This is a genomic window from Cryobacterium psychrophilum, assembly GCF_004365915.1.
GTDB classification, from domain to species: domain Bacteria; phylum Actinomycetota; class Actinomycetes; order Actinomycetales; family Microbacteriaceae; genus Cryobacterium; species Cryobacterium psychrophilum.
Map to the genome: position 1 here is coordinate 1,321,620 of NZ_SODI01000001.1, position 15,044 is coordinate 1,336,663.

Genomic DNA, 15,044 nt, shown 5'->3' on the forward strand with positions numbered 1-15,044 from the left:
GTACGGTGCACGTGGTCGGACTCGGTGTCACGGCCGTCCACCGTGATCAAAGGAGATCCCGCACATGCTGTCGCACTCTCAGACTCTCTCAGACCAACCGTTGCTGGAATCCACAATCGGCGATCATTTTGAAAACACCGTGGCACGGTTTCCGCATCGCGACGCCCTCATTGAGGTCGCAAGCGGCCGACAGTGGACCTATGTGGAATTGAATTCAGACATCGACCGGCTCGCCCTCGGACTCCTGGCCCTGGGCATCGAGCGTGGCGACCGCGTGGGCATCTGGTCCCCCAACTGCGCCGAGTGGACGATCGTTCAATACGCGACCGCCAAGATCGGCGCGATCCTCGTGAACGTGAATCCCGCGTTCCGGATCGTCGAACTGGAGTACGTGATCCGGCAGTGTGGAATGCGCATGCTCATCTCCGCACCCTCCGACAAGAACAGCGAATACACGAGCATGGCCCGCGAAGCCCTCGCGAGCTGTTCGGAACTGCGCGAACTCGTGTTCATCGGCGACGATGACCACCCGAGCCAGCCCGGAGAGTTCACCTACGGCACGGTGCTCGACGCGGGCAAGGACCTCCCACCGCTTGACCTGCGCGGCCGGATGGACCAGCTCAGTTCCAGGGACCCGATCAACTTGCAGTACACATCCGGAACAACGGGTTTCCCCAAGGGCGCCACGCTCACGCACCGCAACATTCTGAACAACGGCTTTTCCATCGGCGAACTGCTGCACTACACGGAACACGACCGCGTCGTGCTCCCGGTGCCCTTCTACCACTGCTTCGGCATGGTCATCGGCAACCTGAACATTTACACGCACGGGGCCGCCGCGATCATTCCCGGGCGCGGTTTCACGGCAACCGCTGCCCTTGAAGCGGTGCAGGATTACGGCGGCACCTCCCTCTACGGCGTGCCCACCATGTTCATGGCCGAGCTGGCCCTGCCCGATTTCAGCGACTACAACCTGTCGACGCTGCGAACCGGCGTGATGGCCGGGTCCACGTGCCCGGCCGCCGTGATGAGTCGCGTGATCGACGAAATGAACATGGTTGACGTGGCCATTTGCTACGGCATGACGGAGACCGCACCGGTATCAACGATGACCCGCAGCGACGACACGATCGAACGCCGCACGTCGACCGTGGGACGCACGATGCCACACCTGGAGAACAAGATCGTGGACCCGCAGACCGGTGACACGCTGGAGCGCGGCGAGATCGGCGAGTTGTGCACGCGAGGCTACAGCGTCATCTCTGGGTACTGGAATGAGCCGGAGAAGACGAAGGAGGCCATCGACGAGGAGGGCTGGATCCACACGGGTGACCTCGCGACGATGGACACCGAGGACTACATCACGGTGGAGGGACGGATCAAGGACATGGTCATTCGCGGGGGCGAGAACATCTATCCGCGCGAAATCGAGGAATTCCTGTTTCTCCACCCGTCGATCCATGACGTGCAGGTGATCGGTGTCCCCGACGAGAAATACGGCGAGGAGCTGATGGCGTGCATCATCCTCAAGCCGGATGTCGACGTTCTGACCGTCGAAGACCTCGCCGCGTTCTGCCACGGGCGCCTCTCTCACTTCAAAGTGCCCCGGCACATGGACATTCGCGAGAGCTTCCCGCTGACCGTCTCAGGCAAGATTCGCAAGGTCGACATGCGCGATGAGGCGATCGCGCGCCTCGCCGCGAGCGTGGAGTCGGAACAGACGATCGTCTAGAACAGCGCCGAGATGCCGTGGGCGGCGGCAAAAATGGTGAGGCCGGCGAGCGAGCCCACGATGGTGCCGTTGATACGAATGAATTGCAGATCTCGACCCACCTGCAGCTCAATTTTCGCGGAGGTCTCCGCCGAATCCCAGCGTTCAACGGTCTCGGCGATGACCCCGGCGATTTCGTGCCCGTAGTTCTGCACGAGCGTCGTCACGGAGTCCACCAGCCACCGGTCGATGCGCGCGCCAAGTGCCTCATCACGTTCCAGTCGTGAACCGAAATCGACGAGGGTGTCTCGGATCCCGACACGCACGGCACTCTCCGTGTCATCAAGCGCCTCAAGGAGCGACGCCTTCACCGACTCCCAGGTCTCCCCCGCGAACTCGCGCAGCCGAGGACTGTCGACGAGCCCCGCCTTGAGCGTCTCCACGCGCTGGATCATGGCGGGATCATGCTGCAGGTCATTCATGACCTCGCCCAGGTAGCGGTCGATGGCCTGACGCACCGGATGCTCAGGCTGAGCCCGCACCCCCTCGACGAAGGCGATCACCTCGCGGTACGCCCGGTCGTCAACGAGCTTGTCGACAAAACCGGGCATCCAGCTGGGTAGCCGGGCCGACACGGCCCGTCCGAACGCCTCCGGATGCGCGCGCAGCCACGTGTCGGCGCGGTCGAGGAGCAGATCGACGCCGGCACGCTGTTGACCGCTCACGACGAGCCGCTCGCCCACCCGGCCGAGGCTCGGGCCCCACTCAGGCACCAGGAGGTGCTCCCGCGCGAGGGACTCGATCAGGTTCTTGATCGCGTCATCGTCGAGCAGCTCGAGCACCCCTCGTGCTCCCGTGGAGAGTTCGCCAGTCAGCCGCTCCGCATTGCGAGGTACCGCGAGCCACGCCCCGGCCCGGCGGGAAATGCCCACCGATTCGAGCTTTCCCCGCACCACAGACTCGGCCAGAAAGTTCGTCTCGACGAACTCGCCGAGGCTCGCACCGATCTCGTTCTTGCGGGTGGCGATGATATTGGTGTGCGGAATGCGCAGACCGAGCGGGTAACGGAAGAGTGCCGTGACGGCGAACCAGTCGGCAATGGCACCGACCATGCCGCCCTCCGCGGCCGCGCGCACATACGCCAACGCCGGGTAACGATCCTGCAGGGCAAACGACAGCGTGAAGATCAGCGCCATGAGCACGAGCAGGGCGCCCGCGAGCCGTTTCATACGGGTGAGCGCGCGGCTGCGCTCAGCGTCCTGCGGTGACAGCGCCGCGGCATCCGCTGCCCGAACGCCCTGTGTCGTGGTCATCACCGGCTCAGGACGTGAAACCGTAGTGACGGATGCCCCAGCGCACGGTCCACGTTTCGCCCGGCACGATCCAGCGCAGGCCCGCACCCGAGTTGAAGGCGTTCGCCGGTGCGGTCATCGGTTCGATGGCCACCGCCTGGCCGGTTACCGGAACGTCCCCTCCCTCGGCATGACTACCGCTGCGCGTGGGAAAGACGCGCGGAGTGAAGACCTGGACGTAACGCATGTTCTCGTCGCCCCAGAGGGTGAGCGATCGGCCGTCGGGGGCCGTGAGCGAGTGCTCACCGCGGCCGTTCGGGGCCGGCACGCCGCCGAAGCCGTCATCGAGGTCGAGGTCGCCCACGCGCACGCCCGCGCGCAGGTCGACGGGCGTGCCCGATACGGAGGACTCCCCCACGGGGTTCAGGCGATCATCCACGTCGATGTGGGTCTCGGCGGAGACCCGCAGCACGAGGTCCCTTGTGGGAACGTCGCCGATTTTCAGGTAGGGATGGGCACCCACGGCCACCGGTGCATCCGCTGCCCCCGTGTTCTGAAGGGTATGCGTGACCTCGAGCCCGTCGTCGACGAGGGCGTAGGTGACCTCGATCTCGAGCTGGAACGGATAACCGGACTGCGCGAAGACGGTGGCACCCAGGGTGACGGAAGAACTCGTGCGTGACACGAGGCGGTACGGCGCGAAGCGCAGCAGGCCGTGGATCGCGTTCGACCGGGCCGGCTCCGTCACGGCGAGCTGATGGCGCACGTCACCGTGCGTCCAGGCCCCGTCCCGGATGCGGTTGGGCCAGGGAACGAGCACGATCCCTGCCGCCATGGGCGGCTGCACCTCGGCCGGGAAATACTCCACCAGATCTATGCCTCTCACGGCATACGATCGAATGCCGGCGGCGACCTCGGTGATAGTGGCCCGCGCCCGCCCGTTGGGGCCGTCGGCCATGAGTTCGAATTGTGTTCCCGTTGCTGCTCGCATGAACCTAGCCTATTTGCCGTTGCATCACCATGAGTCCGGTGTCGCGCAGCGCGTCGACGGTCGTTGGATCTGCGGTGGAGTCGGTGATGAGCATGTCGAAGGCTCCGACGGCCCCCACGAGGCCCAGGTGAACCTGGCCGAGCTTGGAGCCGTCGGCAACAACGATGGCTCGCTCCGCCGCGGCGAGCATGAGGGTCTTCACGCCGGCCTCCGGAAGGTTGATGTTCGTCACGCCCCGGTCGACGTCGACGCCGTTGCACCCGATGAAGGCCAGGTCGGCGTGCATCTGGCTCAGCACGGTGCCGGCAAGCGGCTCCACGAGCGAGTGCTGAAGTGGCCGCAGGGTACCCCCGGTGACGATCACCGTGAAGCGGGGAATGGCCGCCTCCAGTTCGAGGGCAATGCTGAGCCCATTGGTCACGATGACCACGTCCCGCAGCTCGCCGCGCTCCCGCAGCGCCCGCGCAATGGCGAGGGTGGTCGTGCCCACGTCGAGAATCACGCTCTGCCCGTTCTGCACGAGCGAGGCGGCGAGCTCCCCGATCTGTTGTTTGGGCACAACGGATGCCGCGAGCGCCTCCTCAAACGAGAACTCGCGTTCCGGGCGTCCCACCGCTCCGGCGCCGGCCGCGTGCGTCGGCACTGCACCGCCGTGCACGCGCCGCGCCAGCCCCGTGAGCACGAGGGCATCGAGGTCGGCTCTCGCCGTGACCCCGGACACGGTGAAGGCCTCCCGCAGCTCACTCACCCGCACGAAGCCTCGTTCGGCAAGCAGGGTCTGAATCTGCTCGCGACGCCGGTGCGCGGGAGTGGCATCTCGGGGAACGGTCATGCCTCATCTTCACTCACTTGTCATTACTTATCAATCCGAAAGTGGTGGTTTCGCTTGAGCAAATCCGGTAGCGTGGAAAACGCCATGACAATCCCACCCCAGAGCGCGGCACGCGCAGTCACTCCCTTCGTCGCCGACGAGGCAATTGCCCGGCACCGGCATTCCCTCGCCGACGGCCGCGACCTGATCTACTTCGACGACCCCGGCACGAACCTGTCGCCAGAGCGATCCATCGATACGCGCACGCCAGAGGCCCGCCCGGAGACCGCGCGTATGCGCCAGGACCCCCTCACCGGAGAGTGGGTCTCCATCGCGTCGAACCGCCAGAACCGCGTGTTTCTCCCGCCGGCACACCTTGACCCACTCGCACCCTCGACACCGGAGAACCCCTCCGAGATTCCGAGTAATTACGACGTGGCCGTGTTCGAGAACAAGTCACCGTCCTTTGGGCCGCTGCTCACGGATGCCGACGCTCCCCTCGGACTCGACGACCTCGCCTCGATCGGGCTCGAGCGCAGCCGCACCTCGGTGGGCCGGTGTGAGGTCGTGTGTTTCAGCCCCGAGCATGAGGGATCGTTCGCGAGCCTCTCGGTCACTCGCGCCCGCACGGTGATTGAGGCCTGGGCCGAACGAACGCATGCCCTCTCGAACCTGCCCGGAATCGAGCAGGTCTTCCCGTTCGAGAACCGCGGCGAGGCGATCGGCGTAACCCTGCGGCATCCGCACGGCCAGATCTACAGCTACCCGTACGTGACGCCGCGCACGTTGCGCGTGATCGACTCCCTCGAACGCTACGGCCCCACGCTCTTCGCGGATATTCTGGCGAGCGAGCAGGCCTCGGAACGCGTCATCCTGCAGGGCGAGCATTGGACGGCCTTCGTTCCTTTCGCGGCGCGTTGGCCCGTCGAGGTGCACATGCTGCCCAACCGCCAACTTCCGGACTTCGCCGCGACCACCCTGGCCGAGCGAGACGAACTCGCGGTGCTCTACCGCCGGGTACTGCGCGGGATCGATGCAATCTATTCGACACCCACCCCGTACATTGCGGCGTGGCACCAGGCGCCGGTCACTGCGCACCGGGACGGGATTCGGCTCATGCTCCAGGTCACCAGTCCCCGGCGTGCCGAGGACAAGCTCAAGTACCTCGCCGGATCCGAAGCAGCCATGGGCGCCTGGATCGGCGACGTGACCCCGGAGAACGCCGCCCGCACCATTCGCGCCGCGGTCGACCGCGCCGACGCCGAGGAAGCCTGAATTGACCGATCTGCTGCCCACCACCCGCACCGGCTTCGAGAGTCGCTTCAACCACGCGCCCGACGGCCTGTGGTCCGCCCCCGGCCGCGTGAATCTGATCGGAGAACACACCGACTACAACGACGGCTTCGTTTTCCCGTTCGCCATTGATCGGCGCACCGTGGTGGCGCTGAGCCTGCGCAGCGATCGCCTGGTCCGCGTGGCCAGTTCCTTCGCAGAGGAGGCCATCGAACTCTCCCTCGATGAACTCTTCCCGGAGAACCTGCACGGCTGGTCTGCCTACCCTCTCGGCGTTGCCTGGGCGCTCGGCGGCTTCGGCGCGGACCTCACCGCCGTCTCCGGTTTCGAGGTCTTCATCGACTCCGACGTTCCGATCGGCGCGGGCCTGTCGTCCTCAGCCGCCATCGAGAGTGCGGTCGCGATGGCCCTCAACGACGTGTGGGGGCTCGATCTGGACCGCCCGGCACTCGCCCGGGTGGGGCAGCTCGCCGAAAACCGTGCGGTCGGCGCCCCCACGGGCATCATGGACCAGTCCGCGTCCCTGCTCGGCCAGGCGGATGCGGGGGTCTTCCTCGATTGCCGCAGCCTGCACTCCGAGGTGATTCCCCTCGGCTTCGACGCGGCCGACCTGGAACTGGTGATCATCGACACCCACGTGAGCCACTCCCACGCCACCGGCGGCTACGCTGCCCGCCGGGCGTCCTGCGAGGCGGGCGCTGCCGCGCTGGGGCGCCCCGCCCTGCGCGACGTTTCCGTGGCCGACCTGGCCCACGCCGAGGAGATCCTCGACGAGAAGACCTTCCGCCGGGTGCGGCACATCGTCACCGAGAACCAGCGGGTGCTCGACACGGTACGCCTACTGCGTGAGCTCGGACCGACCGCGATCGGCCCCCTGCTTGACGCCTCCCACCTGTCCATGCGTGACGACTTCGAGATCTCGGTGCCCGAACTGGACCTCGCCGTGGTCACTGCCCGCGAGGCCGGAGCCATTGGCGCACGAATGACCGGAGGCGGCTTCGGAGGCGCGGCCATCGCCCTCACTCCGCGCGAACTCGTACCGGCCGTCGAGGCCGCGGTGGAGGCGGCGTTTGCGCGGCACGGCTATGCCGCCCCCACGATGTTCCTCGTGCACGCCGCCCGGGGTGCCCTACGGGAAAGCTAGCGGTATCGGGCCAGGACGTTGGTGACACGGCCGGCTAGTGCGACGTTGCCCTCGTCGCCAGAGCGCGTCGTCTGAGTGGTGAACCTGGCTTCAATGGTGATTTGCTGACCAGGCGAATCGGAGCGCGGGCGGTGTCGACCGTTGGCGGTGGGATGAGCCAGTACTCGGTGCCCGTGCGTCTGATCTTCCACCCGTCATTGTGCAACCGAAGGTGATCGCGGGCGCAGAGCAGGATGCCGTCACTGACGTTGGTCAGGCCCCCACCGTCCCAGCCGTGCAGGTGGTGGGCTTCGGAATAGGAGGGCGGTCGGTGGCACTCCGGCCACATGCAGCCGCCGTCGCGGAGCGCCAATACTGCGCGTTGCGCCTGGGTGAAGAGACGTTGCTCGCGTCCGACGTCGAGCACGGTGCCGTCCCGGCTGAACAGCACCGGTATGAAACCGGTGTTACAGACTGACCGGTCGATCGTGGTCGTCGGAACCGCGTCCGGGGAGCCTTCGATGAACCCGTTTCCCGGCAGTAGTGGGCTCGAGGCGCTCTGCCCGGGTGCCGGTGCTGGGGCCTCAATGACGACGAGTTTGACGGAGGGGCGGATACGGCCGAACAGTGTGCCGGGGTCGGCGGCCGCGGCGACTTTGATCACCTCGATCAGAGCCTCGGCGGCGATCTGGTCCGTTGACCGCGGGTCGGCGATGATGCGCTGGGCCCGCTCCTTCTCGCCCTTCTCCACGAACCGAGGACCACCTTGGCGCGGGCCGGTGATCTGCAACAGGAAGTCCTTGAAATACGACCCGTTCTCCGGATCCAGTTCGAAGCTCCCGTGCAACATCCCGTCGGGCTTGTCCCAGACCCGGAGGTACTGGCGGGCTCGCATGGCGTCGGCGCGGGAGGCGATGCCGGCGGCATCAATGGAGTCTCGGCACTGCCGCGCCACCTTTGCGGCCTGGTCGGCGTTCAGGGAACGGCACTCGGCAATCAGCGCGACGACCGCGTCGGCGAGCATCTCATCGGTCACCCCGATCGCCGGTTCGCCGAGGCCGCGGCGAAGGGCGGTCGCGGCGTCGGTGCTGAGGGTTCCGTCGGTAACGGCGGCGCCAAGCGGCGCGAACCACGGCATGTGCACGGCTACCGGCGGCGCTTCCGGATGAGCCAGGGCCAGCCGGTCGGCCTGCTCCTGCCTGGCCCGGGCGGTTTCGGCCTCGGCGGCCATCGTGCCGGCCTCGATCAGGCGGCGGGTATCCGCTTTGGTGCTCCCACCACCGCCACCCAGGGCCTGGACGTAGTCCTCTGCGGTGCCGTAGCCCTTCTTGCGCGCGAGGCCTTCCCGGCCGAGCGCCCAGTCGGAGCGGGAGGCGACGTTCGCCGCCGACAGCGCGACGTACTTGGCGACCTCGCGAGCGTGCTGCGCGATGGCCCGATGGGTGTTCTCCGACCCGTCGTCGGACAACTCCGCGAAAGACGCCGCGGATATACCCGACCGGGCCAGAGACCCGGTCAGATCAACGAAAACACCGTCAATGGTGGTTGTCATGAAACAAGTGTGACACCACCCACCGACACTGAGCCGGCGGCCAATGGCGGGCTCAACCTCGTCACTCGTGGCGCGGGGCGCCGGTCACATCGCCTCGCGCAGCGCCTCGGATGCTGCCACCCGGGCTTCCGGCGCCGCACCACGCAGGTCGCGCACGATCCCGGCGCCGCGCTGCTGCAGCTCGGCGACCGAGGACACCCCCACAAGAGTCATCGTGCGCCGCAGCTCCTCGGCGAGGATCTCGATCACCCGACTCACCCCTGGCGAACCGGCGGCGGCAAGCCCGTACAGGTAGGGCCGGCCGACCGAGCAGGCGTCCGCGCCGAGCGCGAGCGCCTTGACGATGTCGCTGCCCCGCCGGATGCCGGAGTCGACGATCAGTTCGAGTCCGCCGCCGACGCGCTGGCGGGACTCCTCCAGCACGTCCATCGGGCTGAGCATGTGGTCGAGCTGGCGGCCGCCGTGGTTGCTCAGCTGCACCGCATCCATTCCGATCTCCTGCGCCCGGGCCACGTCGTCGGGGTTGACGCACCCCTTGAGGATGATCTTGCCCGGCCACATCGCGCGCAGGGTTTCAAGGTCCGCCCAGCCGCGGCTGGCGTCGGAGTGCCCGAGAATCTGCTGCCACACCGAGGGGGTCACGAGCCCCGCATCCGTTCCGGCCGGTTCCAGGTTGGGGAAACGGAGGCCGTCGGCGCGGAGGAAGTTCATCCACCAGCCGGGTCGCGCCGCAATGCCCAGCAGTGACGCGAGGGTCAGCGCTGGCGGCGCCGTGAAGCCGTTCTTCCGGTCGCGTTCCCGGGAGCCGAGGGCGCGGGTGTCAACGCCGACCAGGAGCGCCCGGTATCCCGCGGCCGCGCAGCGGTCGAGTTTCGCCTGCTGGTAGCCCATGTCAGAGGAGAGACCGATATTGAACCAACGTTCCAGTCCGGGCGATTGCGCAGCCACGTTCTCCATGGAGACCGTACTCAGGCCCGCCAGCCCGTAAGGCACGCCGGCCGCGGCGGCCGCCCGGGCCACGGCGAGTTCGCCTTCCGGGTGGAACAGACGCGTCGCACCGGTCGGGGTGAGCGTCAGGGGCAGGGCGCTGACCCGGCCGAGCACGGTCGTCGTGGTGTCCGGTCCCGTCACGGGACCCCACTGCGGCATGAGCCCCCAGCGGTCGAAGGAGTCACGGTTGCGACGCAGCGTGACCTCGTCTTCGGAACCACCCTCGAGATAGTCGAAGATTCCCGGCGGCAGCGCACGCTGGGCGGCGGCGCGGTATTCGGCCACGTTGTACGCGCTCGCCAGCACCCGACGGGATCGGGACAGAACGGGCGCCTGCACCTGAACGAGCTGCCGCACCTCACGAAGTTTCACGAAACGCCTCTTCCTGTTGCCAATCCCCCGGTTACGGGGGTCGAACCCTGCCGGCCAGCCTAGAATCACTCAACGGCACACACTATGTGTGCCTCGACGAAAATGATGGATCGGATTGTCATGAACTACCAAAAGGTGAGGGAACCGGCGACCGTCAGCCTGCCGCTGCTGGCCGAGGTCTGCCGCTCGTTCGGACCCGACATCCTCAGTCTCGTCGAGGATCCCGCCGAGGAACGGACGCCCGTGGCCGGGTGTGTGCTCTACGACCGGTTCGCTCCCCCCACCCCGTTTCCGGGCGCGATCGCCCTTGCCGTGGGCCTCGACCTCGCCGATGACCAGCTACCGGAGCGGCTGCGCGACCTCGCGGCCGCCGGCTATCTCGGCCTTGTCTACAAGCAGCACGGCCGCCCCGATGCCGGATTGCGCAGCATGGCGCGCTCGAACGGGGTGGCGCTGTTGCGCGCCTCCGACGCGGTGCCGTGGGACCAGCTCACCGAGATCCTTACGGCCGCCATCATCCCGCACGGGGCGTCCGTGCGCACCCTCGTCGATATTCTGCCGGGTGACCTGTTCGCGCTGGCGAACACGGTCGCGTCGCTGACCGGGGGCGCCGTCGCCATCGCCGACCCCGAGCAGACGGTGCTGGCATATTCAACCCTGCCCGGACAGCCCATCGACGACACTCGGCGCAATTCGATCCTGCAGCTGCACGTACCCCACTCTGAGCAGAACGATCTCGACTATCGGCGCGTGCACGCCGCCAGGGACGTCGTCAGCGTCGCCCCTGGCGCGCAGTCGCTCACCCGGTCGGCGGCGGCGATCAGAGCCGGAAGCGTGGTGCTCGGGTCGCTCTGGGTGATCGATGCCGACAACGACCACGACCCCCAGACCGCCCGGCTCTTGCTCGAGGCAGCCAACGTGGCCGCCCTGCACCTGCTGCACCGGCGCACCCACTCGGCATCCGGGCGCGACCGCCAGATCAGCCTCGTGCGGCCGCTCCTGTTCGAACCCGACCGCGCGGAGCTGTCGGCCACACAGCTGGGCATCGCGGCGGAGTCGGTGCGGATCGTCGCGCTCACCGCTGGCGGGCCGACCGGTTCCGCCCCTGCCGCCCTGCAGGCCAGCCTGCTCGTCTTCGACACGGTGCGCACGGCGTGTGCGGTGTGGCTGCCCACCGCGGTCTGCGGCCTCGCGGACAATGTGGTCTACATCGTGCTTCCGCAATCCGCGACGGCTTCCTTCGCGTTCCAGCGCGAGGCCATCCTGCGCATCACCCACCACGCACGCCGCCTGCATGGCCGCCCGATCCTGGCCGGGTTCGGCCGCACGACGCCGATCGGCGCGGTCCCCGAGTCGCGCGCGGACGCCGAGGTGGTTCTCGCCGCGCTCCTGCGCGACGTCGAGGAGGGCCGGTTGCGCGTCGACTCCGACGACATCGTCGCCGACCAGCAATCCCTCGGACCGAGGCTGCAGCTGCGCCAGATCTGTGCAGACCTGCGCGCGGCGGGGCACCTGCCCGGCGCCGACGCGACCCGGATCAGTGACCACGATTCTCGTAAGAAGACCGCGTTCGCGGAAACGATCCGCACCTACCTGGACTGCGACGCGAATGCCATCGAGACGGCTCGACGGCTCGGCCTGCACGCCAACACGGTGCGCTACCGATTGTCCAGGGTCGAATCGCTGTTCGGCGTTCGTCTCGACGACCCGGACAGCCGCCTCCTGCTCTGGCTACAGCTCTGGGCGCAGGGCAACTAGCTCGGCCGGGCCCGCAGGCCCGGCCGCGCCGTCGCGCCGGGATCAGCCCTTGGTCGCGGCGTTGATCGTGATCGTCTCGAGGCCGCCCGCCGCAACGCCCCAGTCGTCGAGGATCGCCTGGTAGCTGCCGTCGTCGACCATGGACTGCAGCGCCGCCTGCACCGCTTCGGCCATTCCGGAGTCCTTGGCGACGGCGAACCCGTACGGGGCCACTTCGAAGCTCGTTCCGGCCAGCTGCAGGCGTCCGTCGAGCTGGTCGATCGCGTAGAGGGTCACCGGGGAATCGGCGCTGAAGGCCACGGCCTGACCGAGCACCACCGCGTTAGCGGCGGTGTCCTGGGTGTCGTAGGGCTTCTTGTTGATCGGCGGCAATCCCGCGGCCACGCAGGCCTCGCTCTTCGCCGGGATCTCCACCGTGTCCTGGTAGGTGGTGGCCTGCACTGCGACCGTGAGCCCGCAGGCGTTGTCGGGATCGACATCCGTTCCCGACGCGGAGGCCCACTGAATTCCGGCCTCGTAGTAGTTAATGAAGTCGACCTGTTTCTCGCGCTCCACGTTGTCGGTGAAGCTGGATGCCCCCACGTCGATGCTGCCGCCCTTGATGCCCGGGATGATGGACTCGAAATTGGCCACGCTGATGTCGGCAGTGAGGCCGAGTTTGCCGGCAATGGCATCGGCGAGGTCAATGGTCCAACCGATCGGCTCGCCTGCATCGTTCTTGTACTCGTTGGGGGCGTAGTTCGGGCTCGTACCGAAGACCAGGGTTCCCGAGGCGCCAACGCCCTCAGGCAGCAGCGCGGCGGCGGCGGCATCCGCAGCGACAGTCCCGGTCGACCCATTATCGGCCGTGCTCTCCGGGGCCGTCGAGTTGTCGACGCAGCCGGAGAGCAGGAGTACGGCCGCAGCCGCGAATACCGGAATGGTGGATCGTACGCGCATGGGGGTTTCCTTCGTCGACGCTGAAACTGTGGAGTAAAAGCGAGCCTAGGTTTCGGGCAGTACCACTGCTATGGATCTTTCCACTATAAGAAGCACCGGGCATTGTGAGAACCTACCAAGGCCAGTCAGGGTTCGACCGCTGTGGCCGCGCCTCCGGTGACGCGCAGGAGTTCGGCAAACGTCGTGGGGAATACGGTGTGCGCATGTCCGGCTGCCGCCCAGACCACGGAAAACTCGGCCAACTCTTCATCGACGAGGGTGCGCAGCGGCGACGGATGCCCCACCGGGGCGACCCCGCCGATCACCTGCCCAGTGGCCGCCTTCACCAGCTCCTTCGAAGCGCGCCCGATGGTACCGCCGAGCCGCTCCCCGAGGAACCGGGTATCCACCCGGTGCGCTCCCGACGTGAGCACGAGCAGTGGCTCTCCGTCGAGGGTAAAGATCAGGGAATTGGCGATCGCCCCGACCGGGATGCCGAGGGCCGCCGCGGCAGCCGCTGCGGTCGTGGCCGCCTCGTCGAACCAACGGATCTCCGGATCAAGCCCGTGCTCGTTGAGCGCGGCCCGGACCCGGTCCACTGCGACATGTTCGGTGTTCACCATGACGCCAGCCTAGGCCGCCGCTACCCCCGCTAGGCTGGCGCTTATGACTGCCGATCCCGCCGCACGAATCATTACCCTGCCCGACGCTCCCGCACCCCGGGTGGCCGATTCCGCTTTCGTGGCGCCGGGCGCCGTGCTCGTGGGCAACGTCACCCTCGACGACCACGCCAGTGTTTGGTACAACTCGGTGCTGCGCGCCGAACAGGAACCGATCACCATCGGGAAGGGCTCAAACCTCCAGGACAACGTCTCCTGTCACGTCGACGTCGGTTTTCCACTCACCGTGGGCCGCAACGTGTCTGTCGGGCATGGCGCCGTGCTGCACGGGTGCACGCTTGAGGACGGCGTGCTCGTGGGCATGTCAGCCACCGTCATGAATGGCGCCGTCATCGGCGCGGGGTCGCTGGTGGCCGGCGGCGCCGTCGTGCTCGAAGGCGCGATCATCCCGCCGGGTTCCCTCGTGGCCGGAGTGCCCGCCAAGGTGCGCCGCGCCTTGAGCGACGAGGAGGTCGCCGGCCTGCTGCACAACGCCGAGACCTACCTGCAGCACACTGCCCTGCACCGGGCGGCCCTGGGCCAGTAGGCGAGCGAGACCCCAAACGGCCGCTCCGGGTCACGGGGTCTCGACAAGCTCGACCAACGAAAGTGGGGCGCTGACGGCCGCTGTTACGGGAGGAGCGATTCCTCGGCGGCCTTGACGACGTTGCTCAGCAGCATGGCGCGGGTCATCGGACCCACTCCACGCGGGTTCGGCGACAGGTGCCCGGCAACACTCGCCACATCGGGGCTCACATCTCCGGTCAGTCGGCCCTTGCCCGTGACCTTGTCGTGCACGCGGGTGATTCCCACGTCCAGCACGGCGGCTCCCGGCTTGATCCAGTCCGCCTGAATGAGGTGCGGCACACCCACGGCAGCCACGACGATATCCGCCCGTCGAACCTCGCCGGCCAGGTCAACCGTGCGCGAGTGCGTGAGCGTGACGGTGGCGTCGAGACCCTTCCGCGTGAAGAGCAGACCGAGCGGCCGGCCCACGGTGAGGCCCCGGCCCACGACAACGACCTTCCTGCCCACGATCGGCACGTCATAGCGGCGCAAGAGCTCCACGATTCCGGCCGGCGTGCACGGCAGCGGGGAGCGCAGCTCGCCCTCGATACCGAGTACGAGACGACCCAGGTTGGTGGGGTGCAGCCCGTCGGCGTCCTTCGACGGGTCGATCAGTTCGAGCATGGCGTTCTCGTTGTGGCCCACCGGCAGGGGCAGCTGAATGATGTAGCCGGTGACTTCACGGCTTGCGTTCAGGTCTTTGATCGCGGCGCGAACATCCGCTGACGTAGCCGAACCGGGCAGATCGATGCGCAAGGATTCGATTCCCACCTCAGCGCAGTCGCGGTGCTTGCCGGCCACGTACGTCTCGGAGCCGGGGTCGTTGCCCACGAGCAGGGTCGCCAGACCCGGGACGACTCCGTGCGAGCGCAGCGCCGCGATACGGTCCACGAGCTCGGACTTGATCTGCGACGCGGTCTTGACCCCGTCAAGGGTGATTGCCACCATCTTGGTTCCTTTGTTCATGTGCACGTTGTCACTACGAAACGACGGAGATTCCAGGACGA

Annotated in this window: 13 protein-coding genes; 5 read left to right on the top strand and 8 right to left on the bottom strand. The window is 67.4% G+C overall.

The genetic code is table 11. From position 1 onward, the window contains the following. Positions 1 to 64 precede the first annotated feature (64 nt). Entirely contained in the window at positions 65 to 1,732 is a 1,668-nt protein-coding gene (locus tag EDD25_RS06085; protein ID WP_134172496.1) for an AMP-binding protein, read from the top strand. Here EDD25_RS06085 and EDD25_RS06090 read toward each other — a convergent pair. Genes EDD25_RS06090 through EDD25_RS06100 form a run of 3 tightly spaced genes read right to left on the bottom strand, consistent with a single transcriptional unit; the run spans position 1,729 to position 4,826 of the window. Continuing rightward, positions 1,729 to 3,024 carry a DUF445 domain-containing protein gene (locus tag EDD25_RS06090; RefSeq protein WP_134172497.1) on the bottom strand — a complete coding sequence of 432 codons (1,296 nt, stop codon included), beginning with the start codon at positions 3,022 to 3,024 and terminating at the stop codon, positions 1,729 to 1,731. The genes EDD25_RS06085 and EDD25_RS06090 overlap by 4 nt on opposite strands. Positions 3,025 to 3,031: 7 nt before the next feature. Then, positions 3,032 to 3,994, bottom strand: a complete 963-nt coding sequence (locus EDD25_RS06095; protein ID WP_134172498.1) for an aldose 1-epimerase family protein — start codon at positions 3,992 to 3,994, stop codon at positions 3,032 to 3,034. Positions 3,995 to 3,998: 4 nt separating this feature from the next. Further along, positions 3,999 to 4,826, bottom strand: a complete 828-nt coding sequence (locus EDD25_RS06100) for a DeoR/GlpR family DNA-binding transcription regulator (RefSeq protein ID WP_134172499.1) — start codon at positions 4,824 to 4,826, stop codon at positions 3,999 to 4,001. A gap of 84 nt (positions 4,827 to 4,910) precedes the next feature. Between EDD25_RS06100 and galT the strand changes: the two genes are divergently transcribed. Both galT and galK read left to right on the top strand, forming a co-directional pair. Further along, complete coding sequence (galT, locus tag EDD25_RS06105; RefSeq protein ID WP_134172500.1) at positions 4,911 to 6,080, top strand: galactose-1-phosphate uridylyltransferase; 1,170 nt, start codon at positions 4,911 to 4,913, stop codon at positions 6,078 to 6,080. A gap of 1 nt (position 6,081) precedes the next feature. Next, on the top strand, positions 6,082 to 7,242 hold the full coding sequence (gene galK, locus EDD25_RS06110) for a galactokinase (protein ID WP_134172501.1): 1,161 nt from the start codon (positions 6,082 to 6,084) through the stop codon (positions 7,240 to 7,242). A 34-nt stretch (positions 7,243 to 7,276) separates the two neighbouring features. Here the strand turns inward: galK and EDD25_RS06115 are convergent, their stop codons facing one another. Continuing rightward, a complete protein-coding gene (locus EDD25_RS06115) occupies positions 7,277 to 8,773 on the bottom strand; it encodes an HNH endonuclease signature motif containing protein (RefSeq protein ID WP_134172502.1) in 1,497 nt (498 codons plus the stop codon). Positions 8,774 to 8,857: 84 nt separating this feature from the next. Then, on the bottom strand, positions 8,858 to 10,135 hold the full coding sequence (locus EDD25_RS06120) for an alpha-hydroxy acid oxidase (RefSeq protein ID WP_134172503.1): 1,278 nt from the start codon (positions 10,133 to 10,135) through the stop codon (positions 8,858 to 8,860). 120 nt (positions 10,136 to 10,255) lie between these two features. On the opposite strand from EDD25_RS06120, the gene EDD25_RS06125 reads away from it, so the two are divergent. Then, positions 10,256 to 11,893, top strand: coding sequence for a PucR family transcriptional regulator (locus EDD25_RS06125; protein ID WP_134172504.1), 1,638 nt, complete (start codon positions 10,256 to 10,258; stop codon positions 11,891 to 11,893). 42 nt (positions 11,894 to 11,935) lie between these two features. Here EDD25_RS06125 and EDD25_RS06130 read toward each other — a convergent pair whose 3' ends face one another. Together EDD25_RS06130 and EDD25_RS06135 are read right to left on the bottom strand one after the other, a co-directional pair. Next, a complete protein-coding gene (locus EDD25_RS06130) occupies positions 11,936 to 12,832 on the bottom strand; it encodes an ABC transporter substrate-binding protein (protein WP_134172505.1) in 897 nt (298 codons plus the stop codon). Positions 12,833 to 12,957: 125 nt separating this feature from the next. Beyond that, positions 12,958 to 13,434 (bottom strand): YbaK/EbsC family protein, encoded by a 477-nt coding sequence (locus tag EDD25_RS06135; RefSeq protein WP_134172506.1) that lies wholly within the window; start codon positions 13,432 to 13,434, stop codon positions 12,958 to 12,960. Between the two features lie 43 nt (positions 13,435 to 13,477). Between EDD25_RS06135 and EDD25_RS06140 the strand changes: the two genes are divergently transcribed. Continuing rightward, on the top strand, positions 13,478 to 14,017 hold the full coding sequence (locus EDD25_RS06140; RefSeq protein ID WP_134172507.1) for a gamma carbonic anhydrase family protein: 540 nt from the start codon (positions 13,478 to 13,480) through the stop codon (positions 14,015 to 14,017). 83 nt (positions 14,018 to 14,100) lie between these two features. Here the strand turns inward: EDD25_RS06140 and EDD25_RS06145 are convergent, their stop codons facing one another. Then, positions 14,101 to 14,985 carry a bifunctional methylenetetrahydrofolate dehydrogenase/methenyltetrahydrofolate cyclohydrolase gene (locus EDD25_RS06145; RefSeq protein ID WP_134175203.1) on the bottom strand — a complete coding sequence of 295 codons (885 nt, stop codon included), beginning with the start codon at positions 14,983 to 14,985 and terminating at the stop codon, positions 14,101 to 14,103. Positions 14,986 to 15,044 lie beyond the last annotated feature (59 nt).